This window comes from Mycobacterium sp. 012931, assembly GCF_000419295.1.
Classification (GTDB): Bacteria; Actinomycetota; Actinomycetes; order Mycobacteriales; family Mycobacteriaceae; genus Mycobacterium; species Mycobacterium marinum.
The window spans coordinates 4,727,061-4,748,939 of the sequence record NZ_AOPX01000001.1; the positions used below are offsets into that span (position 1 = coordinate 4,727,061).

Genomic DNA, 21,879 nt, shown 5'->3' on the forward strand with positions numbered 1-21,879 from the left:
ATGTCCACTAATGTCCACGGACGAATCGTCAAACGCCAGTGAGCCGTTGGTCCGGCCCGCCATCAGCGTCCAGGTAGTTCGACAGTTCGACGAGGTTATTGTCGGGGTCGCGCACATACACACTGATGATCGGCCCACAGGCGCCGGTTCGCTGTACCGGCCCGTCCACGATCGGCACTCCCGCCGCGTGCAGTTGCGCCGCGACCGCGTCCATCGGATCCTCCACGATCAGACAGAGATCGGCGCTTCCGGGGGTGGGACGCTGGGCTTTCGGCTCGAACTCGGCGCCCCGCTGGTGCAGGTTGATCTTCGACCAGCCAAATCGCAGCGCTCTACGCCCGCCGCCAAACGTTTCCTGCTCCATGCCCAGCACCCGCGTGTAAAACCTGATGGTGGCGTCGATGTCGGCAACCGTGAGCACTAGGTGGTCGAGGCGGTGAATCTTCATGGCTTCCCTATCCGTCTGTGCCGACTGTTACTCGGCGGGCCCCGAGGGGGGACGGGACACGGCGCACGGAGCACGGCTGGCGGCGCGGTGCGGGTGCGATGTGACGGCCCAACTCGAGGGCGCGCCTAGCACCCGGTGCAACGCCGACGATGTCGCCCGCAATCGGCCCTGTCGACCACATTGGGTAATGCAACCCACAGTATGGCAACGGACTCCTCCGGCCACCCGCCCGTCTGGCCGGCATGTCCGGCACGCTCCCGGCATCGTTTGGGCACCGGGTAGCCCGCAGAGGCCGCGAACTCACCCGCCAGCGAGCCACGTCCGGCCCGGAGCAAAGCTGCACCCCAACCCTTTTCGGCACGACGACGCGGCGCAGCGGCGACAGCCCGGATGGATTTGCTGCATTCATATCATTCACGCATACATCGCTAGCAGCTCTCAGGATCTGTGTCCCATGGCAACATTTGCCTGCGAGTCACGCCGCACCGCCCAATGTGATCTTGATCGCTGATCTTCTTGCCAGCAGCGACGGTAACTGCACCTGGGTGAAACCCAGGCCTCGCGCGAGGCCCGCAAGGCCGGGACTCCATTGCGGTCCAGCACGTCGCAAACCCGTCTCACCATGCGGAACTGCCGCAATGGCTTGGTAGCAAACCGCCACGGATATCGGGCACCTCGGCACGTCCACTCCAAAGCCTTTCGAGTTTCCGGTTGCTCGCGGAGCCCGCTAAACGCGAACCACAGCTGCGGCAATTCGCAATGGTATTCGCCGCGATAATTCGCGACATTTATACACCAGAGATCGATAATAGTTAATAGTTCGATGCCGTTAATAGTGTGCCGCGAAGCTCTGTCGACCCAAATACCGAGACGGACGTCAGCCGCGGACACTTTCCCCATCCCCAAAGGTATTGCGGACCATTTCGGCATCGGCCGAGTCGCCCAGCGCACGCGACGCCCGGGTAACTGGGACGATCGTACAGCGCAACTCCGCCACCGGCCGCTAGCGTGACGCCGAGGCGGCTCGGCCGAGGACGCTTCCCCAGGCCGATGCGCCGGCCCCACGAACGCACGCTGGCCGTGAAGCCGCCGCGAGAAGCGGCCCCACCAGCGCCTAAATCAACTCTATAGCAACATATCTCGCACGCGCGACGCCCGTATCTGATGCATCGACTCGAGGCGGATACCGATTCCGATACGCCCGCCAATGCCCCGCGGAGCGGTTGCCAGCGCCCGGGTCCAGCAACCCGACACGACACTCAGCAAAGTCACAGCAAAGCACCTGGCAACCGAAGCCCATCGAGTCGATCACCAAGCCGAGGACGACGCCAGCTTCAGGATCGTCAACAAAAAAATCGTTGACATCTGCCGGAATCAGGATTACCAAGAAAGGCCAAGCCTGTAATTCAATCCGCGCATGCGGTGTGCGCGGAATCGACAACCGTTGGGCAGGTAGTAGCCATGAGCAGAGCCTTCATCATCGATCCCACGATTAGCGCGATCAACGGTTTGCACGCTCTCCTTGGGATTGGATTGCCCGAAGACGGCGGCATCATCGACTCCGCACTGTCGTTCTTTGGCAAAACCCTAGATGACCTAGGGTCGGCGTTCCCCGGCGATGGTTGGCTGGGTTCGGCCGCCGATCACTACTCCGGCAAGAACCGCAAGCACGTCAATTTCTTCAAAGAGCTGGCGGAGCTGGATCGTGAGCTTCAGAAGCTGATCGCCGATCAGGCCAGCGCGGTCAAGACAACGCGCGAGATCCTCGAGGACGCGAAGAAAGGCCTCGAGTTCGTCCGTCCGGTCGCCGTGGGCCTGACCTACATCCCGATTGTCGGGTGGGCCATGTCGGCCGCGTTCCAGGCACCGGTGTGCGCGGCGGCGATGGCCGTCGTCGGCGGAGCGCTTGCCTATCTGGTCGTGAAAACCCTGATCAACTCGATGAAGTTGGTCAGCCTGCTGGCCCAACTCGCCAAGTTGTTGGCGGAGGCCGTGGCGGACGTCGTTTCGGACGTGGTCGACATCATCAAGGGCATCCTCGAAGAGGTGTGGGAATTCTTGACCCACCCGTTCGAATTCCTCAAGGACCTGCTGAACAAGCTCGTCTCCTGGGCTTCCTCACTGCTGTCGCAATGGGGATCAAAACTGCAGTCCTTCTTTGGCGGCATCCCCGGCTTGAGCGGTATGGGCGGCGGCTTGTCCCAATTGACCAGCTTCTTCAGCTCAGCCGGGGCAGCCGGGGCAGCCGGTTCGGCCGGGTCGGTCGGCGCGGCGGATTCGGCCAGCCTGGTCAGCTCGGCCGGCTTGCCCGGCGGGCTCGGCCTTGGCGGCGGGTCCGGCTTCGGCTCCATGCCCAACGTGGCCCAGCTGCGTTCGGCCGCGACACGCCAGGATCCGCGTCTGACCAGCGAGGACCCAACCCGAGTCTCCAGCGAACCGGTCGGCGAACATGCGCAAGCGGCTTCCGCGCAGGGGGGCCAGGGCATGGGCGGGATGCATCCCGCGTCGGCCGTATCGAAAGGCGCGACCAGCAAGAAGTACTCGGAAGGCGCCGCGGCGGGCACCGAAGATGCCGAACGCGCGCCAGTTGAAGTTGGGGTGGGTGCCGCTGCGCGGATCGCGGAGCGACGCGCCGGCTAGCCCCACCTGACCAGCCGAATCGACCGCGCAAAGCAACGCTAGACGGAAGGGATACCACCAATGACGGAGAACCTGAAAGTGCAGCCCGAGCTCCTCGGTGTGCTGGCGTCGCACCACGACAATGCGGCGGCCAGCGCCACCTCCGGGACCGAAGTCACCTCTGGGCTAAGCGAATCGGTGACGGTCACTCACGGTTCGTACTGCTCGCAGTTCAACACCACGTTGAAGATGTATGAAAGTACCCGTTCCGCCCTTGGCTCCTCGCTCAATAGCGCCGGTATCGACCTCGCCAAGAATTTGCGTACGGCGGCACGCGCATACACCGAGGCCGACGACACGTGGAGCAAGGCGCTCGGATCGTTATTCAGCTGAACAGCTTCGGTGCGTGCGTCGCGCTGCGGCGTACGCACGGGGCAGCTTTTCGATTTGGCCGACGCGTGCGCGCGAAGCCAACTTTGCCATGCTCGACACCAAGGTCAGAAGGGACGCGGTGGTGAACTTGCCCGGAAACGACTTCGACAGCGATGATTTCGATGCCGTAGATCTCTGGGACCCAGACGGAAAGCAGCGGTGGACAGCCGACCCGATTGTCGGCTTCGCCGGGGCAGGGGCCCAGGACAGCGAAGCCAGCGCGGATGACTCCCCCGCACCACAGGAGCAACCGGAAGAAGACGAGATCGCAGTATTCACCGTAACGAATCCTCAAGGAAGCGTAGCGGTTTCGGCGTTGATGGACGGCCGGACCGAAGATATAGAGCTGTCGAAGAAGGTGGCACGGATGAGCGAGTCGCAGCTCGCCTCCGAGATCCTGGTGCTGGCAGACTTGGCTCGCCAGAAGGCGCAGGCGGCGCAATATGCCTTCATCCTCAACAAGCTCACGCACGCCGCGGACGGAGATCAACAACGCGTCCAACAGTTGCAGGACTTCGTTGGCAACACGTGGAGCTTGCCATCGCCGGAGGAAGCGGCCGCCGCGGAGGCTGAGGTGTTCGCGACCCGCTACGGCGACGACCGCTCCGCCCACGACAGCGCCAGCGAGCAATGTGGTTTCGCCTGACCAACGAGGTTGACCGCCGCAACGGGTGCGTACCCGCTCGCTGACCCGCGCACGGCGAACTCGAGCCCGCATGGTTGCCCCGACCGAGTAGCCACCACGACCCGACACAATCCTGACACCCGTTTCCTGGGTCCAACGTTGATAGTGTCGGCTGGGTCGCGGTTGGTTTGGAGGGTCAACGATGAGCGAGGCGCCCAGTGCGCGCGCAGGGTCGATGTTCGGCCCCTACCGCCTCATCCGCCCTCTGGGCCGTGGCGGGATGGGTCAGGTCTACGAGGCCGAGCACACCGTCAAAGGGTGGGCCGTCGCGGTCAAGTTGATGCCGGATACCTTCAGCAGCGATCCGGTGTTTCGGGAGCGCATGAAGCGCGAAGCCCGCATCACCGGCCGGTTGCAGGAACCCCACGTGGTGCCGATCCACGACTACGGCGAAATCGATGGACAGATGTTCCTGGAGATGCGCCTGATCGAGGGCACCAACCTGGACAGTTTGCTCAAGCGCTTCGGCCCCCTGACCCCGCCACGCGCGGTAGCGATCATCACCCAGATCGCCTCGGCACTGGACGCCGCGCATGCCGGCGAGGTGATGCACCGCGATGTCAAACCGCCCAACATCCTGATCACCCGCGACGATTTCGCCTATCTGGTCGACTTCGGCATCGCCAACGCGGCCACCGACGAGAAACTCACCCAGATGGGCACCGCGGTAGGCACCTGGAAATACATGGCCCCCGAACGGTTTACCAATGACAGGGTCACCCACCACGCCGACATCTACGCGCTGGCATGCGTGTTGCACGAATCCCTGACCGGGTCTGCGCCCTACCAGTCCAACAACGCCGGGTTGTTGATCAGCGCCCACATGATGGAGCCCATCCCCAAGCCCAGCGCGGTCCACCCGGAAATCCCCAAGGCCTTCGATGCGGTGATCGCGCGCGGCATGGCCAAGAAACCCGCAGACCGCTACGCCAGCGCCGGGGACCTGGCCCCCGCCGCCCACCAGGCGCTCAGCACCCCCGATCAGAACCAGGCAGAGACCATATTGCGGCGCAGCCAGCAATCCACCCTGCCAGGCCAGGTCGTCGAGCAGCCTACCCTCGAACACCGGCGGGAGCCCCGTTGCGGGCCGGCCAACCCCCAGCACAGCTCTGGCCCAATGCCCGCCTACAGCTCCGAACCGATCCCCAGGTCGGGGCCCTCAGGGCCGACCCACCCGCCGTCGGGTCCCATCGGCCAGCCGGCCTGGTCCCCCGGCGCGCATCCCGCTGCCCCGGCACACTCCCCCGTTGCGCCCCCGCCCTGGGATGGCGGCATGTCCCCCGGCGCGGCGCCACGCGCGCTGGCGCCGCAACAGCTTGGCGGTACGCCGGTATGGAATCCAGGTGTCCCACAGCGGCCGCCGCGTGCTCGCAATCCCTGGGCGATTGTCTCCGGCGTCGCCGTAGCAATCCTGGTCATGATCCTCGTCGCGATCGCCATCTGGGCGGCCACCCACGATGACAACCCGCAACCAACCGGACAACGAACCACCTCCACCACGGCACGAACCACAACCGGCAGCACGGCCACAACCACACCCGCACCGTCGACCACATCGCGGCGCCCCGACGCCCAAACCCGCTTGATGGGCCTGCCGCCGTCGGGCTACCCCGCGGGTGCGTGCACGCCCGAGACGCGGCCGATGCCGGGCGCAGTGGCATCGGTGAAGTGCAAGAAGAACACCGATGCCGACGGGCCTACCGTGGCCGCCTACGGGCTGTACGCCAACCTTTCGGCGCTCAAGAACGCATTCACCGCGTTCATCGGAACCTTTTCGATCCTCACCTGCCCCGATGGAAAGGCGTCACCAGGAACGTGGTGGCACACGCAGGACCCCAACACCGTCCTCGGCCAGGTCGCCTGCGGCATCTACAAGGGTGCCGAACCGCAGGTGATGTGGAGCAACGAGCGAACGCTGGTATTCGCACTCGTCGCCGCAAAACCGCCCGGACCCAACCTCGACCAGCTCTACGACTGGTGGTCCTCACACTCATGAACAACCACGACAATCGGAGCTGGGTAGACGCACCGGAGGCGATGCATGCACGACAGGATCGGTGACGCGACGACGAATCCGCCCCGCCTGGAACTCCGGGCCGCCGGACGCACCTGGCATGCCACACCAAACCGGGCCTGGACCATCGGTCGGGCCGCCGAAGCCGATATCCGCCTGGACAATCCACGGGTCTCGCGACTGCACGCGGTCCTCGAGCCGACGCCGGCGGGATGGGTGCTGGTCAACCGCAGCCGCAACGGATCGTTCGTCGGCGGCACGCCGGTGCAGCGCGTGCCGATCCACCAGCCCGTCACGGTGCTGCTGGGGTCCGCGTCTTCCGGACAGGCGATCGAGCTCCACCCCGCGATCCAGGCGCCCGAGGCGCAGCCGGGGCGCAACGTCGCCGCTGCGCCAGACCCGCTGGACGGAACGACAGTCGCCCGGGCGCCGACCACGGTGCACGCCATCGACCAGCTCGTCGTCACGATCGGCCGCGGAGCGGACAACAACGTGTTGTTGAACGACCTGCTGGTGTCTCGGCGCCATGCCGTGTTGCGGCGCTCCGGTGACCAATGGGAGCTGGTCGACAACCACAGCGCCAACGGGACCTACGTCAACGGCAACCGCATTACCCGCGCGCTGATCGGGCCCAACGACATTGTCGGCATCGGGCACCAGCTGATGCACCTCTCCGGTGACCGGTTGGTGGAGTACGTCGACACCGGCGACGTCTCCTATGAAGCGTCCAACCTGCGGGTGGTAACCAAGAAGGGTCGGGTGTTGCTGTCCGACGTGAGCTTCGTGCTGCCACAGCGCAGCCTGTTGGCCGTGGTGGGGCCAAGTGGCGCGGGCAAATCCACGCTGCTGGGCGCCCTAACCGGATTCCACCCGGCGACCAGCGGCACAGTGCGATACGACGAACGCGACCTCTACGACAACTACGCGGAGCTGCGACACCGCATCGGATTCGTTCCCCAAGACGACATCCTGCACATCCCACTGACGGTGCGGCGGGCGCTGAATTATGCGGCGCAACTTAGGTTTCCCCAAGACGTCTCCGCTGAGGAGCGCCGACAGCGCATCGAAGAAGTCCTGGCCGAGCTCGGGCTCACGACGCAGGCCGACCAGCGCATCGACAGCCTGTCGGGGGGCCAGCGCAAGCGCACCAGCGTCGCACTGGAGTTGCTGACCAAACCGTCGCTGCTGTTTCTGGACGAGCCCACCTCAGGGCTGGATCCCGGCTATGAGAAGTCGGTCATGCAGACCCTGCGCTCCCTAGCCGATGATGGTCGCTCCGTGGTGGTGGTCACCCATAACATCGCCCATCTCAACATGTGCGACCGGTTGCTGATCCTGGCTCCTGGCGGACGTCTGGCCTATTTCGGTCCGCCGCAGCAAGCCTTGAGCTACTTCAACTGCACAGACTTCGCCGACCTTTTCACCCTTCTCGAGCAGGACAAAGCCACCGACTGGACGGCCCGGTTCAATGCCTCACCCCTGCGCGCGGCGCTGACCCCGCACCCGGCCCAACGCCCGGCGCACCCCGCCGCCGCGCGCACCACCAAGCCGGTCGCACAGCAAAGCGCGTTCGCGCAATTCGCGATCCTGTGCCGGCGATACGTGGCGGTCATCGCTGCCGACCGTCAGTATGCGGTGTTCCTGCTGGTCCTGCCGTTGCTGCTGAGCCTGTTCGCCCATGCCGTGCCCGGCAAGGCCGGGCTCTCGCTGGCCAAGGCGATCGAGCTGCGGTCGACCCAGCCCGCGCAGTTGCTGGTGTTGCTGATCATCGGCGGCGCGCTCATGGGCTGCGCCGCGTCGATCCGCGAAATCGTCAAGGAGCAGGCAATATATCGCCGCGAACATGGCATCGGCATGTCCGGCGGCGCCTACCTGGCCTCCAAGCTGGTTGTCCTCACCGCGCTGACCACCGCGCAGGGCCTGATCCTCGGGTTCCTGGGCCCGGCGTTTCTACCCGCGCCCGACCAGTCCATCGTCATGCCCTGGCCGACGGTCGAAGTGGCCGTGGCGGTCGTCGCGGTCACCGTCGTGTCGATGATGATCGGCCTGCTGATTTCGGCGATGATCGGCAACGCCGATCGGGGCATGCCGCTGCTGGTGCTCGTGGTGATGGCCCAGCTGGTGCTGTGCGGCGGAATGTTCGGCGTCAAGGGCCGGATCCCGCTGGAGCAGTTGGCGTGGCTGTCGCCGTCGCGCTGGGCCTACGCGATGGCCGCTTCCACCGTCGACCTCAACGACCTGCGTCGCGCCGCGGGCGGCGACCAGGATCCGTTGTGGGATTACAAGGTCAGCAGCTGGCTGATCGCGGCCGGCGCGTGTGTGGTGCAGGCGGCGGTACTGGTGACCCTGATCGCCTGGCGACTCAGGCAGCTCGATCCGCAACGAAAAGCCCGCAGGTGAAACCGGGCTGTCTCAGACGTGCTTCACGACGAATGGGACTGCGCACACGGCCAGCGGCCCGCACGACAGTTGCAGCGACAACAGCCGATACCCGACGTTGTAGACAACGTATGACCAACCGCGCCCGCCAATGCCACCCCACCGCAGCGACAGCATCGTCTTTCCTTCCAATAGCGGGTCCGCCGACAGGGTCGGCGGGGTTCGGCGTTCGGGAAAGCATGTGCCGCAGCGCTTGCCGCATTATTGACGGATCCTTGCCGGCCCATCGGTCAGCCGAGGCCAGGGATTTTGGGCGCGGCGCTGCCCGTCTTGCGCGGGTCGAACGGTCGCCGCTCGCCGCCGGCGGCTTCCCCCTTGGTGATTTGCGAGTGACGCCGCCGTTCCCAGGAAATTGGTAGGGTCGCGACATTGCGAGTTGATTGGGAGGATCAACGATGAGCGACGCGCAGGGCTCGCGAGTGGGGTCCACGTTCGGGCCCTACCGCCTGACGCGGCTGCTGGGCCGTGGCGGGATGGGCGAAGTCTACGAGGCCGAGCACACCGTCAAAGAGTGGACCGTCGCGGTCAAGTTGATGTCGGAAACCTTCAGCAAGGACCCGGTGTTTCGGGAGCGCATGAAGCGCGAAGCCCGCATCACCGGCCGGTTGCAGGAACCTCACGTGGTGCCGATCCACGACTACGGCGAAATCGACGGGCAGATGTACCTGGAGATGCGCCTGATCGAGGGCACCGATCTGGACAATTTGCTCAAGCGCTTTGGCCCCCTGACCCCGCCACGCGCGGTAGCGATCATCACCCAGGTTGCCTCCGCGCTGGACGCGGCCCACGCCGCGGGCGTGATGCATCGCGATGTGAAACCGCAAAACATCCTGGTTACCCGCGAGGATTTTGCCTACCTGGTCGACTTCGGCATCGCCAGCGCCACCACCGACGAGAAGCTGACCCAACTGGGCACCGCGGTGGGAACCTGGAAATACATGGCGCCTGAACGGTTTTCCAACGACGAAGTCACCTACCGCGCCGACATCTATGCTTTGGCGTGCGTGCTGCACGAGTGCTTGACCGGGAGCCCGCCCTATCGCGCCGACAGCGCCAGCATGCTGGTCACCGCGCACATGATGGATCCCATCCCGCAGCCCAGCACCGTCCGCGCCGGCATCCCCAAGGCCTTCGACACGATGATCGCGCGCGGCATGGCTAAACAGCCCGGGGACCGTTACGCCAGCGCGGGGGATCTGGCGCTGGCCGCCCACGAGGCGCTGAACAACCCCGATCAGGATCACGCCGCCGACATCCTGCGCCGGAGCCAGGAAGCAACCCTGCCCGGCCCTCCCGACCCCGCCGCTCCCCCGACCATGCCGGCCACCGCGGCCACTCCTCCGGCGCGGCCCGGCCCGGCGGCCACCCCGCCGCGACCTGCGCCCACGCCGCAACAACCGCCCTACTACCCAGCCCGCCGTACTACCAGGGAGCCGGTTGGGGCGGAGCACCGCCGCCCGGCCAACCCGCCGGCCCATCGACCTGGAATCAGGGCCCGCAGGGTCCGGGACCGCGCGGCCGCAACCCATGGCCGATCGTGGCCGCCGTGGCGATCGTGCTGGTTCTCATCGTCGGTGGAATTGGTGTCTGGATGATCACCCAACCGCCCAAGCCCTCGCCGCCGCCCAAACCGATAGCCGAGGACCGGCTGAGCTCTCTGCTGCTGAGCCCCGCCGAAGTCAACTCCGTGATGGGGGCATCCAATATCCAACCCGGTAAACCCATCACCTCGATGGATGCGTCACCGGTGACGCTGTCGCTGCCGGAATGCCAAGGCGCCCTGTATACCAGCCAAGACCCGGTCTACTCGGGCACCGGATACACGGCTATCAGTGGCCTGGTGGCCTCGGAACCCGGCGACAACAACGACCACTAGGTCAATCAGGCCGTGGTGTCGTTTCCCTCGGCCGCCAAAGCCAGCTCGTTTGTGGAGACCATGGCGGGCAAGTGGAAGAACTGTGCCGGTAAGACGGTGACGGTGACGAACAAATCCAAGACCTACCGATGGACGTTCGCCCAGGTTGTTGGTAGCCCGCCTCGGATCACCATGCTCGAAACCCAGGAAGGCGCCGAAGGCTGGGAGTGCCAGCGCGCGATGAGCGTGGCCAACAACGTGATCGTCGACATCAACTCGTGCGGCTACCACATCACCGACCAGGGCGGTGCACTCGCCGACAAGATCGTCGACAAGATCCACAAGGAAACCAAGTACTGAGCTTTGGGCGGTCAGGCCTGCAGATCAGGCCCCTGCGCGCGCAGGTCATCGACCGCTGACATCGCGGTCCGCAGCTTGTCCAGCCACTCCTCGGTGTGCTCACCGACCAGCTTGACCGACCACGCGAGAGCATCGGCGCGGGACCGGGCGACGCCGGCGTCGACAAGCGTGTCCAACACCTGGCGTTCCGGCTGCTTCAGGCGCGTCATCACCGGAACCGCGATGTGGGTGAACAGGATTCGCTCCGTGCCGGCGTCGGAGACAACGTCGACGCCCCAGGACACCTTGCGCGCGTAGCGCTCCTGTGCCTCGTCGGCGATATTCATCCGTTCGGCCCGGGTCTCTTCGCGGAATCGCGAGGCTCGCCCTTCTGAATGCGCCTTGCTCTGCTCCGATCCGGAATTCTCGGGTGCCCCCAACGTGCCGATCACAGTGATCTCCTCCCGGTCCACAACGACGGCGGGGGCGCCCTCGAACCAGTCCTCCGGAAGCCGTCCAGCAAACCAATCGGCGGCATCGCTGGCGTCAGGTTGTTGGGCTTGCTGCCAGCCGCCGGAGCGCCCGTGCCGGCGCCCGTGCATGTGATGATGTGCTTTCATGATTATATGATTATATAGTTACAAGTGAAAGCAATCGTTGTTCGCCGGCGGCGAACCCCCAACGGACCACCGCCGCCTCGCAAATGTTGCACCCAACAGCACAAAAACCGTTGCTATCAGCGGTTCATGGTTGTATTTTTGTTAGCGAAGCAGGCCCGGAACAGACCGAACTCAAGTGCCGGAGAATGGGGTGGAATCCGGCCGCGTAAGCGCCGCGTAAGACGGACCAAACGCCCCCGGGAGTCGCTCCGGGCCTGCCCATATGACGTCGAGTCAACCTCAGCCCACCGCTAACGGCCCTCTGTTGCGGTGTCGGCCGCAAGGTCCGCAAGGTTTCGCCGGACCCGGAACAGCTTGGTTTCGTTCTTGATTCCCTTCAGACGCCGCGGCCCGGCAAATGACCACTCGAATCCAGCACCGGCGGCCGTGTCACGAACGGCGTCACACACCGAATCCGCGGCCAGCACCGTGCCGGGTCTCGCGACCCCGGTGATCCGGCTCGCCGCGTTCACCGGGCTGCCGAACCAGTCGCCGGCCCGGCTCACCGCCCGACCACACGCAACCCCGGCCCGCAGCCGAGGGAAGGCATCGTCGGTGTCGACGACCTCGACCAGATTCAGCACCGTGTCCAACAGCGGCGCCGGATCCGGACAGACCAGCATCACGGCGTCGCCGATCGTCTTGATGAACCGCACCGGCGGGGCGGTCAGTTCCCGAGCCAGATCGGCCAGCCGGCCGGCGAGCTGGCCCAACTCCTCGGCCGATACCACCTCACCCAGCTTGGTGAAGCCGACCAGGTCGGCGAAAGCGACGCTGACCTCACGTGCACCTGGCAACGGCTTGCCGGCCGCCCGCTCACCGGCGTTGACGGCTTCGGTCTCCATGATGTGCCGCAGCTGCATGAACAGCATCTCCTGGATCATCGGCCCCAGCAATGGCGCGATCTGACTCACCAGCGCCTTCGACCCCTTCGCGATGTCCAGTTCGGTGGCTCCCGGGTGCATGATCGCCTCCAACGCCGTGTAGCGCATGACTTCGGCCGCGCGGGAGAGGCCCTCGGCGAGCACGCGCACCACAAGCACGATCTGATCTGGGTTCAGCCCCAACTCAATGAACCGCTGCGTGTATGCGGCGGCTTCGCCGTCTGCGCGCATGTAGACGACGGCGTCCGGGTCATCCACTCTCGCCAAGCCGACCGCACGCTGTACGCGCTGCAGCAGATCCAGGTCGATGCCGTAGGTTTCGCTGATCTCGCGGCTGGACACGTAGGTGCCGTCATCGCCGATGACGTGGCGAGTGGCCAGCAGCAGCGGCGGGTTGGTCGTGCGGATCTCAGCTGCGGTGATGCCCTGGCCGAACAGCCAGTCGATCAGCTCGGCACGTTCCGCGCGGGCGGCACCCTCGAGTCCTTCGAGTAGATCGTCGGTGTTCTGGCCGGCCGGCTCGGGTGCCCGGTCCACGCAGTCCTCCACGACGTCAACGTATAACGCCGCGACGCCACCGGGCGCGCTGATGCCCGCCCCGCGGCACGACACCGCCCCGGGGCCGGCCGGCGGCGGTAACATCCGATCATGCCGTTGCCCCCCGGCTCCGCTTTTGCCGGATACACCATCGTGGGATTGCTCGGCTCCGGCGCAATGGGCGAGGTATACCTTGCGCAACACCCCCGATTACCCCGCCGTGATGCGCTAAAGGTGCTGCCCCCCGACGTATCCGCGGACACCGCGTTCCGCGAGCGATTCCAGCGCGAAGCGGATCTGGCCGCCACCCTGTTCCACCCACACATCGTCGGCGTGCACGACCGCGGCGAGTTCAACGGCCAGCTGTGGATCTCGATGGATTACATCGAGGGAACGGACGCCGCCGCGCTAATCCGCAGCCAGTATCCGGCCGGCATGCCCGTCGCCGAGGTGGTCGCCGTCGTGACCGCCGTGGCCGGAGCGCTCGATTACGCCCACCAGCGCGGCTTGCTGCATCGCGATGTCAAACCCGCCAATATCCTGCTCACCGGGCCGGACAACGCCGGGGGGCCGCGAATCTTCTTGGCGGACTTCGGGATAGCCCGCCAGCTTGACGACATCAGCGGAATCACCGCAACAAACCTGACGGTAGGCACGGCCGCGTACGCTGCGCCCGAGCAGTTGACGGGCGCCGACGTCGACGGCCGCGCCGACCAGTACGCGCTGGCCGCCACCGCATTTCACCTTCTCACGGGGGCCCCGCCATACCAGCATGCCAATTCGGTCGCGGTGATCAGCCAGCATCTCACCGCACCACCACCGGCGTTGGGCGATCGGCGCCCCGAGCTTGCGCCGTTGGACCGAGTGTTCGCCGCCGCGCTGGCCAAACAGCCCAACGAACGCTATTGGCGATGCGCCGATTTTGCCCAGGCGCTATCTCAAGTCGCGTCACCCCAGGGCGCGGCCGCAGCGGTTTCGCCGTCGGATCCCACCTTGCCCGCCGCCATCTCCGTGCCTCCCGAATACGCTGCCGCCACCCAAGCCGCCCCCGCACCGATGCCGTGGTACCCGACGGCGCCGGCACCGGCGCGGCCACGGCGCCAGGTCAGCACGATTGTGGTTCCAGTGGTTGTGGCCCTGCTGCTGGTATCTGCCGTCGCGTTCGCCGTCACCCAGGTGTTACGGCCGGACCCGCGGCAGACAACCGCGGCCCCGGCCGAGGCGCCCCAGTGGCAGCCCTACGTCGACCATGCCAAACAGTTCGCGATCTCCTTGACGAGCGTCAACCCGCAGACCATCGATGCCGACATCCAACGCATCCTGGACGGGTCAACCGGAGCATTTCACAGCGATTTTGCCGACAAGAGCGCCCAATTCAAGCAGTCAATAGTGGACGCGGGCTCGGCGACCCAAGGCAAGGCCACCGGCGCAGGCCTGGAGTCCATCAGCGGCACCACCGCCCACGTAGTTGTGTCGGTGACCTCGAACATCACCAAAAGTACCGGCGTACAACAAGAGCCACGGCAGTGGAGGTTGCGAATCCAGATCGAGAAGATCGACGACGCCTATCTGGCGTCGCGGGTGGAGTTCGTCACGTGACCCAGCATGGAGCACCGCGGGCCGCCTGGTGGGTGGTCGTCCTCGCGCTCACCGCCGCGACGATGATGGCCGCAGCACTGGGCGGCTGGCAGATGCTGGCCAAGAACCGGCAATTGCCGCCCGTCGCCGGCCCAGCACTGGTCGCCGACCAACCCGCGGCCCGAGAAGCCGTCCTGAAGGTCGCCAAAACCAATGTGGCCAAGATCCTGACGTACACACCTCAGAACGTGGAAAAGGTCGCGAGCGCCGCCGAACGGCTGTTGACCGGCGAATTCCTGTCCTATTACCGGCAATTCACCGGCCAGACAGTGGTCCCCACGGCCCGGCGCGAGGGCATCAGCACCACTGCGACCGTGAGCGGTGCCGGAGTCGAGTCCCTGACCAGCCAGCGGGCCTCGATCTTGGCGTTCGTCGACCAATCCACCACCACTCGGGACCAACCGTCTCCGAAAAGGGCTACCAGCTCCGTTCGGGTCGGCCTGACCAAGGTGCAGGGCACCTGGCTGATCGACTCCTTCAAACCGACCTAACCGCACCCCGCTGTCACGACACCGGAGGTCGCCGATCGGCCCACGGTCGGGCGGCTTCGATCTGCGCGGACAACGACAGCAGTGTCGCCTCGTCGTAGGGCTTGCCCACCAGCTGTATCGAGATCGGCATGCCGTCGTCGTCGAAGTCCCACGGGACGACGGCGGCGGGCTGGCCGGTCAGATTCCAGACCTGCAGATACGGAACCCGCTGCGCTACCAGAAGCAGCGTCGACACCGCGCCCCGGCGCTGGTAGGCGCCGATTCGGGACGGACCGTTGGCAGTGCCGGGAGTGATGACGACGTCGACGTCGTCGAAAATCGACTGGATCCGTTTGTTCAGCGCGGCCTCGGCGGCTCGCAGGGCCGCCATCCGGCGGTCCGAGAAGAACGAACCCATCCGCGCGATGGCACGGGTGCGCGCTTCGAGACGATGCGGGTGGGCCAGCGCGTCCGCGTCGTCGCTGATACCGCGAAGGTAGCGGGGCAGGTAATTGGCGTAGAGGGCGGCCGGATAGTCGGGGTCGCGGTTGATCACCTCATGGCCCAGCTCACGCAACAACCCACCGGCCCGATACACGGCCGCCACCTCGGCCTGGCCGACCCGGACCGGAAGCGGCGTAGGAATCTTTGTGCTCAGGGCAATTCGCAGTCGGCCGGGCTCGCGCTGAGCAGCGTCGGCAAACTCGGCGTCGGGACCCGGCACTGTTGTCGTCGCGTCCAGCAGCAGCGCAGCGTCGAGCACCGAACGCGCTATCGGCCCGTTCACGCTCAATCCGTACCAGGCACCGTCGTGGGGCTCTAGCGAGATCCGATCCCGCTGGGTCTTCAAACCGAACACACCACACCAGGTCGACGGGATGCGGATTGATCCGCCGCCATCGGATCCGAAGGCCACCGGCGCCAGTCCCGCGGCGACCGCGGCGGCGCTGCCCCCGCTGCTGCCCCCAGGTGTGCGAGCGGGGTTCCACGGATTGCGGGTGGCCCCGAAGGTCAGCGACTCGGTGTAGGGCATCATCATCAGCTCGGGCACATTGGTCTTGCCGATGATGACCGCACCCGCTGCCCGCAACCGCCGCACCATTTCCGCGTCGGAGCCCGCCGGCGCGCCATGCCCGCGCTGCCGTAGGTCGTCACCTCACCGGCGACGTCGACGTCGTCTTTGATCGCGATCGGAACACCGAGCAGCGGAAGCCTTTCCCCGGCGTCGAGGCGCTGTTGGGCGACCTCGGCCTCCTCGCGCGCGGCGTCGTAGCGCACCACCCGGTAGGCCCGCAGCTCGCTGTCGAGGCGTTCGATCCGTTCCAGGTAGACCTCGAGCAGCATGGGCGCGGTGACTTCACCGTCAGCGAGCATCCGGGCCTGGGCGGCTGCTCCGGCGAAGGCAAGATCGGACGGGTCCACTGCCGCAGCGTATCCCGCTGCACCAACCGGCAAATCGGCCATCCCCGACCGGCTCGGCGGGGCCAGGCCCGGCCCCCGCCACCGGAGCAGTACCGTGGCGACATGTCCTGCGTGTTCTGCGCGATCGCTGCCGGCGAAGCTCCGGCCATCCGGATCTACGAAGACGACAACTGTCTGGCCATCCTGGACATTCGGCCGTTCACCCGCGGACACACCCTGGTGCTGCCCAAGAAACACACCGTGGATCTGACCGACACTCCGCCGGAAACCCTGGCTCAGATGGCCACCATCGGACAGCGGATCGCAAAGGCGGCCCGGGCCACCGAGCTGGCCGATGCAACCAATATCGGCATCAATGACGGCAGTGCGGCGTTCCAGACGGTGTTCCACATCCATCTGCACGTGCTACCGCGGCGCGACGGGGGCAAGCTATCGGTCGCCAAGGGCCTACTGTTGCGCCGCGACAACGATCGGGAAGCCACCGGCCGAATCCTGCGCGACGCGCTGGCCCGCATCGAGGCCAGTCAGTAAGACTGGCCTCATGAGCAATCTCACGCCGTTCGAGCAATACGTGGGCATCCCCATCCTGCGTCTGCACGACACGATCTACCGCAAGACCAACGGCCGAATCGGCCATCGCATCCCGGGTGTGCCGCCCAGCCTGCTGCTGCACACCGTCGGCGCCAAGACCGGCCAGGCGCGCACCACGTCGCTGACGTATGCGCGTGACGGCGACTCGTATTTGATCGTCGCCTCCAACGGCGGTGACGAGCGCTATCCGGGCTGGTACCACAACCTGCGTAAGCGTCCCGATTGTGAAATCAACGTCGGCCCGAAACGAATCGCGGTGACCGCGCGGCGGGTCACCCCCGACGATGCGGACTACCAGCGGATGTGGCAGCTGGTCAACAAGAACAACGCCAACCGCTATGACAGCTACCAGCGGCGGACGTCACGGCCCATCCCCATCTTCGCGTTGACACCGGCGGCGTAGGGCTGCGGCTAGAACAGTTCCTTGGCCAGTAGCTCACACGTCGCCACCCGCGCCGGTGCCGTGGCCGGGTCGGTGCCGCGATGCGCGGAGGCAACGGGGTGGACCATGACCTCATCAACACCGAACCGCTGACCCAGAGCGCGCACCTGCTCGGCGGCCTCCTCAGGTGAGCCGACGACAGCCCGCTCGAGTCCGCTGTCCACGATGCGTTGCTGCTCGGGGGTCAACCTGGCGTCCTGGGCTTCTTCGACGAGCTGCACGGCCCCGAGCGGCTGGCCGGTGCGCAGCCGCGCCATCATGTGCAGATTGGGCATCATCAATGCGGTCGCTTCCTCGCGGGTATCGGCCACCGCGGCATTGACGGTCAGGAAGGTCACCGGCCGGGCTGCCAGCGCACTGGGGACGAAGCGGGATCGGTACAACTCGAGCGCCTCTTCGGTGCCCTTGCCGGAGAAGTGATGCGCGAACACGTAGGGCAGCCCCTTTGCCGCGGCCAGCCGCGCCGAATACATCGATGACCCCAATAACCACAGTCGCGGCTGGGTGAGCGCCGCCGACGTGGCCTTGAGGATGTAGTCACCGGATTGCAGCGGTACGCGCACGCCCCGCGCACTCATCAGTGCGACCACATCGTCGAGGTAGTCGGGAAAACTCTCGATATCGCGTTCCTGTTGCGCCGGTGAGCGGCCACCGCGCAGAGCGTAGGACGTGACCGGGTCCGAGCCGGGTGCGCGGCCGATGCCCAGATCGATACGACCGGGGGCGGCCGCCTCCAGCAGAGCGAACTGCTCGGCCACCGCCAGCGGCGCGTGGTTGGGCAGCATCACCCCGCCCGATCCCAGGCGCAGGTGCGTGGTCTGCGCGGCCAAGTAGGCGATCAGGACCGGCGGGCTGGTGGCGCCCACCGATGCCATGTTGTGGTGCTCGGCAACCCAGTAGCGTGTAAAGCCGAGGCGCTCGGCAGTCTGTGCCAGCGACACGGTGGCTGCCAGCGCATCCCGGGTCGACTGATCGGTGCGCACCGGGACGAGATCGAGAACGGAAAGACGCACGCTGCCCACAACGCCTACGGCAGCCCGAACCTTCCCACCGATCCGATCAGCCCTGCCGGTAGTCCTCGAGCTCCAACGAGTTGACGATGCGTTCGAACGCTTCCTCGGGTATCGGCTCTCCGCCGGGGATGTTGTCGGTGACCAGCCATTGATTGCGCTCGACGAAGCCGCTGAATTCGGCATGGTAGTTCGCGAAACCGCGCTGGTAGTCGTTTCCGGCGGCGGCCAGCTCACCGGCCAGGATGTAGGCGCCCAACACGGCGACACTGGTCCCTTGGCCCGACAGCGGCGAGCAGCAATAGGCGGCGTCGCCGACGAGCGCCACCCTGCCCTTCGCCCAGCTATCCATGACGATCTGGGCCATTTCATCGAAGTAGAAGTCCGGTGCGCTGCGCATGTAGTGGAGCAGCTGCGCACGTACCCAGCCGTCCTCGATCATCCGCCGTTCCAGCTCGGCGAATTGAGCCTCGGTATCGCGTTAGTCGATCTGCAGCTCGGTGTCCATGAAGCCCAGCGCCGCGCGAGCCTCGGAGTTGTCGCGGGCGCTGTAGACCCCGGCCATGGTGTTGTCGCCGTAGTGCCACTTCTGCCAGTAGTCCAATTCCAGGAAGTTGGGCACGGTGAAGATCGCCGCGTAGGTGCCCAACCGCTTGATGAACTGCTCCTCCTGGCCGAACACCTTGCGGCGCACATTCGAATGCAGACCGTCGGCTCCGATCAGGAAGTCGAAGGTGCGGGTGCCGGACCGGACGAAGGTCACCTCGACGGCCGCGCCGTCATCCTGCAATGTGGCAATGCTGTCGTCGAAGATGAACTCGGTCGTCGATTGGATTGTGCCGTAGAGCAATTCGATGAGATCGTCCCGCAGCAGCTCGATGTTGGGGCTGTCGATGGGACCGCCGGTGGGGGTCGACTCGGTATCCCGGGAGAGCTCGTTTCCGCCCCGGTCGACCACCGAAGCTCCCCGGATGCCGGTCTTTCGGTCCCGGGCGGCGTCCAATATCCCCATCCGATCCAGCACAGTCAGCGCCGGGCCTCGGACGTCAATCGCTTGGCCGCCAGGCCGCAGCCCAGGGTGGCGCTCCACGATTGTGACCGAGTAGCCTTGTTGTTCAAGCCAATATGCCGTCGTCAAGCCAGCCACGCTGGCTCCGGAAATCAGAACTTTTTGCACCCCGACCATTTTCTACCCAATCCCGCCAAGTTTCTTGGCATCGCGGAACACGTCATCGAGCATCGCCGGAGTCAACCTACCCGTGAACATGTTCTGTTGGCTCGGGTGGTAGCACCCGAGCAACTGCACACCCGACCCCAGCTCAGCCACGACACCGTGGCCGAAGCGGGGCCTGGGGGCACCCAGCGACCCAGGCAATCCCAGCGCGATCTTCCACGCAAATCCGCCCAGCGCAACGATCACGCGGACATCGTGGGACACCAGCCGCCATTCGGCGTCGAGCCAGGGCGCGCAGGTCTTTCGTTCGGCCGGTGTCGGGGCATTGGCCGGGGGTGCGCAACGCACCGGTGCGACGATGCGGATCCGTTCGGCCCGCAAGCCGTCGGCGGCGTCGACGCTGGTCGGTTGGCTGACCAGGCCGGCACGGTGCAACGCCGCGTACAGCTGATCACCGGACCGGTCGCCGGTGAACATCCGCCCGGTCCGGTTGGCGCCGTGAGCGGCAGGCGCCAGGCCCACGATCAACAGCCATGGCCGCTCCGATCCCCAGCCCGGCACCGGGCGTCCCCAATACGGTTGGTCGGCGAAGGCGCGCCGTTTGGCCACCGCGACCTCTTCACGCCAGGTCACCAGTCGTGGGCAGGCCCGGCACACACTTATCGCAGCGTCGAGTTCGGCGATCGAGCCCGCCCGGCCGGCCAGTTCGGCGACACGCGCCGCCTCGGCCGCGACCGGGGTCTGCGATGACGCCGGATCCCCCGGCCAGCCGGTGCCGGGACGAACCGGCGACCCGAACGGCTGGCCCGTCCTCGGATGGGTAAGCACACGATCATCCTGCATGGCGCCATCGGTCGCCGCGATAATTCGGTGGCTCCGATGGTGGATCGCCGCTAGATTCAGCCGCGATATCCATGAGAAACAGCACCGCGATATCCATGAGAAACAGCAGCCGAGGCCCGGCATTCCTGATCCTTTTCGCCACCTTGGCGGCCTGCGCCGGCAATGGCATTTCGATAGTCGCGTTCCCGTGGCTGGTGCTCGAGCGCGAAGGCAGCTCGGGGCAAGCGTCCATCGTGGCCGGAGCGATCACCCTGCCGCTGCTGTTCTCCACGTTGGTCGCCGGCACCGCCGTCGATTACTTCGGACGCCGGCCGGTATCCATGGTTTCCGACGCCCTGTCCGGGTCGGCCGTGGCCATCGTTCCGTTGATCGCGTGGGCGTTTGGCGACGACGCGGTCAGCGTCGCGGTGCTGGCAGCGCTGGGCGCCTGCTCGGCCACCTTCGATCCGGCCGGGATCACCGCCCGGCAGTCGATGCTGCCCGAGGCCGCCGCCCGTGCGGGGTGGTCACTGGATCGGATCAACAGCAGCTACGAGGCGATCCTCAACCTCGCGTTTGTCGTGGGCCCCGGGATCGGCGGCCTGATGATCGCCACCGTCGGCGGGATTACCACGATGTGGATCACCGCCGGGGCATTCGGGTTGTCCCTCCTCGCCATTGGCGCGTTGCGGCTCGAGGGAGCGGGCAGACCGCACCACGAGACACGACCCGACGGGCTGGTTTCCGGCGTCACGCAGGGACTGCGTTTTGTGTGGAACCTGCGGGTGTTGCGGGCGCTGGCGCTGATCGACCTCACCGTGACGGCGCTGTATCTGCCGATGGAAAGCGTGCTGTTCCCGACGTACTTCAGCGACCGCCAACAGCCCGCACAGCTGGGTTCGGTCCTGGTGGCGCTGTCGCTGGGCAGCCTGGTCGGCGCGCTGGGCTACGGGATGCTGTCGAACTACGTGTCGCGGCGAACGATCATGCTGACCGCGGTGCTGACCCTGGGTGCCGCGACAACCGGCATCGCGCTGCTGCCCCCGTTACCGGTCATCCTGGTGTTGTGCGCACTGATCGGCGTGGTCTATGGCCCCATCCAACCGATCTACAACTACGTGATGCAGACCAGGGCGCCGCACTATCTCCGTGGCCGGGTGGTCGGCGTGATGACGTCGCTGGCTTATGCCGCCGGCCCGTTGGGCTTGCTGCTGGCGGGTCCGGTGGCGGACGCGGCCGGGCTGAAGGTGGCTTTCTTCGCCTTGGCACTGCCCATCGCCATCACCGGGCTGATGTGTATCCGACCGCCGTCGCTGCGCGAATTGGATCACGCGCCCACCCAGGACATCAGCGAGACATCGCTGCTGTAGCCGCGCTCGCTGACCCCGCGGGCCGCAGG

The 21,879-nt window shown here is 66.1% G+C and carries 16 protein-coding genes and 3 pseudogenes; 11 read left to right on the forward strand and 8 right to left on the reverse strand.

The annotated features are described in order from the left end of the window. Positions 1–28 precede the first annotated feature (28 nt). Positions 29–448: a VOC family protein gene (locus MMSP_RS20805; protein WP_015356750.1), complete on the reverse strand. Its 420-nt coding sequence runs from the start codon at positions 446–448 to the stop codon at positions 29–31. A gap of 1,461 nt (positions 449–1,909) precedes the next feature. Here MMSP_RS20805 and MMSP_RS20815 point away from each other — a divergent pair. The 5 genes from MMSP_RS20815 to MMSP_RS20835 all read left to right on the forward strand — a co-directional run bounded on the left by MMSP_RS20815 (position 1,910) and on the right by MMSP_RS20835 (position 8,598). Beyond that, positions 1,910–3,088, forward strand: coding sequence for an EspA/EspE family type VII secretion system effector (locus MMSP_RS20815; RefSeq protein ID WP_020788208.1), 1,179 nt, complete (start codon positions 1,910–1,912; stop codon positions 3,086–3,088). A 60-nt stretch (positions 3,089–3,148) separates the two neighbouring features. Then, positions 3,149–3,460: an ESX-1 secretion-associated protein gene (locus MMSP_RS20820; protein ID WP_015356752.1), complete on the forward strand. Its 312-nt coding sequence runs from the start codon at positions 3,149–3,151 to the stop codon at positions 3,458–3,460. A gap of 121 nt (positions 3,461–3,581) precedes the next feature. Beyond that, positions 3,582–4,145 (forward strand): secretion protein EspD, encoded by a 564-nt coding sequence (locus tag MMSP_RS20825; RefSeq protein WP_172607302.1) that lies wholly within the window; start codon positions 3,582–3,584, stop codon positions 4,143–4,145. A 181-nt stretch (positions 4,146–4,326) separates the two neighbouring features. Beyond that, the gene (locus MMSP_RS20830) at positions 4,327–6,180 is read left to right on the forward strand and encodes a serine/threonine-protein kinase (RefSeq protein WP_020788210.1); all 1,854 of its coding nucleotides are present in this window, start codon (positions 4,327–4,329) and stop codon (positions 6,178–6,180) included. 45 nt (positions 6,181–6,225) lie between these two features. Further along, positions 6,226–8,598 carry an FHA domain-containing protein gene (locus MMSP_RS20835; protein WP_020788211.1) on the forward strand — a complete coding sequence of 791 codons (2,373 nt, stop codon included), beginning with the start codon at positions 6,226–6,228 and terminating at the stop codon, positions 8,596–8,598. Positions 8,599–8,610: 12 nt separating this feature from the next. On the opposite strand, the gene MMSP_RS27650 is transcribed toward MMSP_RS20835, so the two are convergent. Next, positions 8,611–8,754 carry a hypothetical protein gene (locus MMSP_RS27650; protein ID WP_015356755.1) on the reverse strand — a complete coding sequence of 48 codons (144 nt, stop codon included), beginning with the start codon at positions 8,752–8,754 and terminating at the stop codon, positions 8,611–8,613. Between the two features lie 278 nt (positions 8,755–9,032). Here MMSP_RS27650 and MMSP_RS20840 point away from each other — a divergent pair. Continuing rightward, positions 9,033–10,852 (forward strand): annotated as a pseudogene (locus MMSP_RS20840) (serine/threonine-protein kinase PknH/PknJ). An 11-nt stretch (positions 10,853–10,863) separates the two neighbouring features. Here the strand turns inward: MMSP_RS20840 and MMSP_RS20845 are convergent. Then, positions 10,864–11,451: a hypothetical protein gene (locus MMSP_RS20845; RefSeq protein ID WP_036426801.1), complete on the reverse strand. Its 588-nt coding sequence runs from the start codon at positions 11,449–11,451 to the stop codon at positions 10,864–10,866. A gap of 290 nt (positions 11,452–11,741) precedes the next feature. After that, positions 11,742–12,923, reverse strand: coding sequence for an adenylate/guanylate cyclase domain-containing protein (locus MMSP_RS20850; RefSeq protein WP_369797363.1), 1,182 nt, complete (start codon positions 12,921–12,923; stop codon positions 11,742–11,744). Positions 12,924–13,022: 99 nt separating this feature from the next. Between MMSP_RS20850 and MMSP_RS20855 the strand changes: the two genes are divergently transcribed. Together MMSP_RS20855 and MMSP_RS20860 are read left to right on the forward strand one after the other, a co-directional pair. After that, a complete protein-coding gene (locus MMSP_RS20855) occupies positions 13,023–14,510 on the forward strand; it encodes a serine/threonine-protein kinase (protein ID WP_020788216.1) in 1,488 nt (495 codons plus the stop codon). Beyond that, on the forward strand, positions 14,507–15,040 hold the full coding sequence (locus MMSP_RS20860) for a hypothetical protein (protein ID WP_020788217.1): 534 nt from the start codon (positions 14,507–14,509) through the stop codon (positions 15,038–15,040). Before MMSP_RS20855 ends, MMSP_RS20860 begins: the two co-directional genes overlap by 4 nt. 13 nt (positions 15,041–15,053) lie before the next feature. Here MMSP_RS20860 and MMSP_RS20865 read toward each other — a convergent pair. Next, positions 15,054–16,483 (reverse strand): annotated as a pseudogene (locus tag MMSP_RS20865) (amidase). A gap of 60 nt (positions 16,484–16,543) precedes the next feature. On the opposite strand from MMSP_RS20865, the gene MMSP_RS20870 reads away from it, so the two are divergent. Then, positions 16,544–16,972: an HIT family protein gene (locus MMSP_RS20870; RefSeq protein ID WP_036426803.1), complete on the forward strand. Its 429-nt coding sequence runs from the start codon at positions 16,544–16,546 to the stop codon at positions 16,970–16,972. Positions 16,973–16,982: 10 nt separating this feature from the next. Next, positions 16,983–17,435, forward strand: coding sequence for a nitroreductase family deazaflavin-dependent oxidoreductase (locus MMSP_RS20875; protein WP_012395751.1), 453 nt, complete (start codon positions 16,983–16,985; stop codon positions 17,433–17,435). Between the two features lie 8 nt (positions 17,436–17,443). Here MMSP_RS20875 and MMSP_RS20880 read toward each other — a convergent pair whose 3' ends face one another. From MMSP_RS20880 to MMSP_RS20890, 3 genes and pseudogenes are all read right to left on the reverse strand, one after another. Beyond that, on the reverse strand, positions 17,444–18,487 hold the full coding sequence (locus MMSP_RS20880; RefSeq protein ID WP_020788221.1) for an LLM class flavin-dependent oxidoreductase: 1,044 nt from the start codon (positions 18,485–18,487) through the stop codon (positions 17,444–17,446). A 46-nt stretch (positions 18,488–18,533) separates the two neighbouring features. Continuing rightward, positions 18,534–19,670 (reverse strand): annotated as a pseudogene (locus MMSP_RS20885) (FAD-binding protein). A gap of 3 nt (positions 19,671–19,673) precedes the next feature. After that, a complete protein-coding gene (locus tag MMSP_RS20890; protein WP_036426805.1) occupies positions 19,674–20,501 on the reverse strand; it encodes a uracil-DNA glycosylase in 828 nt (275 codons plus the stop codon). Positions 20,502–20,596: 95 nt separating this feature from the next. On the opposite strand from MMSP_RS20890, the gene MMSP_RS20895 reads away from it, so the two are divergent. Continuing rightward, positions 20,597–21,850, forward strand: a complete 1,254-nt coding sequence (locus MMSP_RS20895) for an MFS transporter (RefSeq protein WP_036427464.1) — start codon at positions 20,597–20,599, stop codon at positions 21,848–21,850. Positions 21,851–21,879 lie beyond the last annotated feature (29 nt).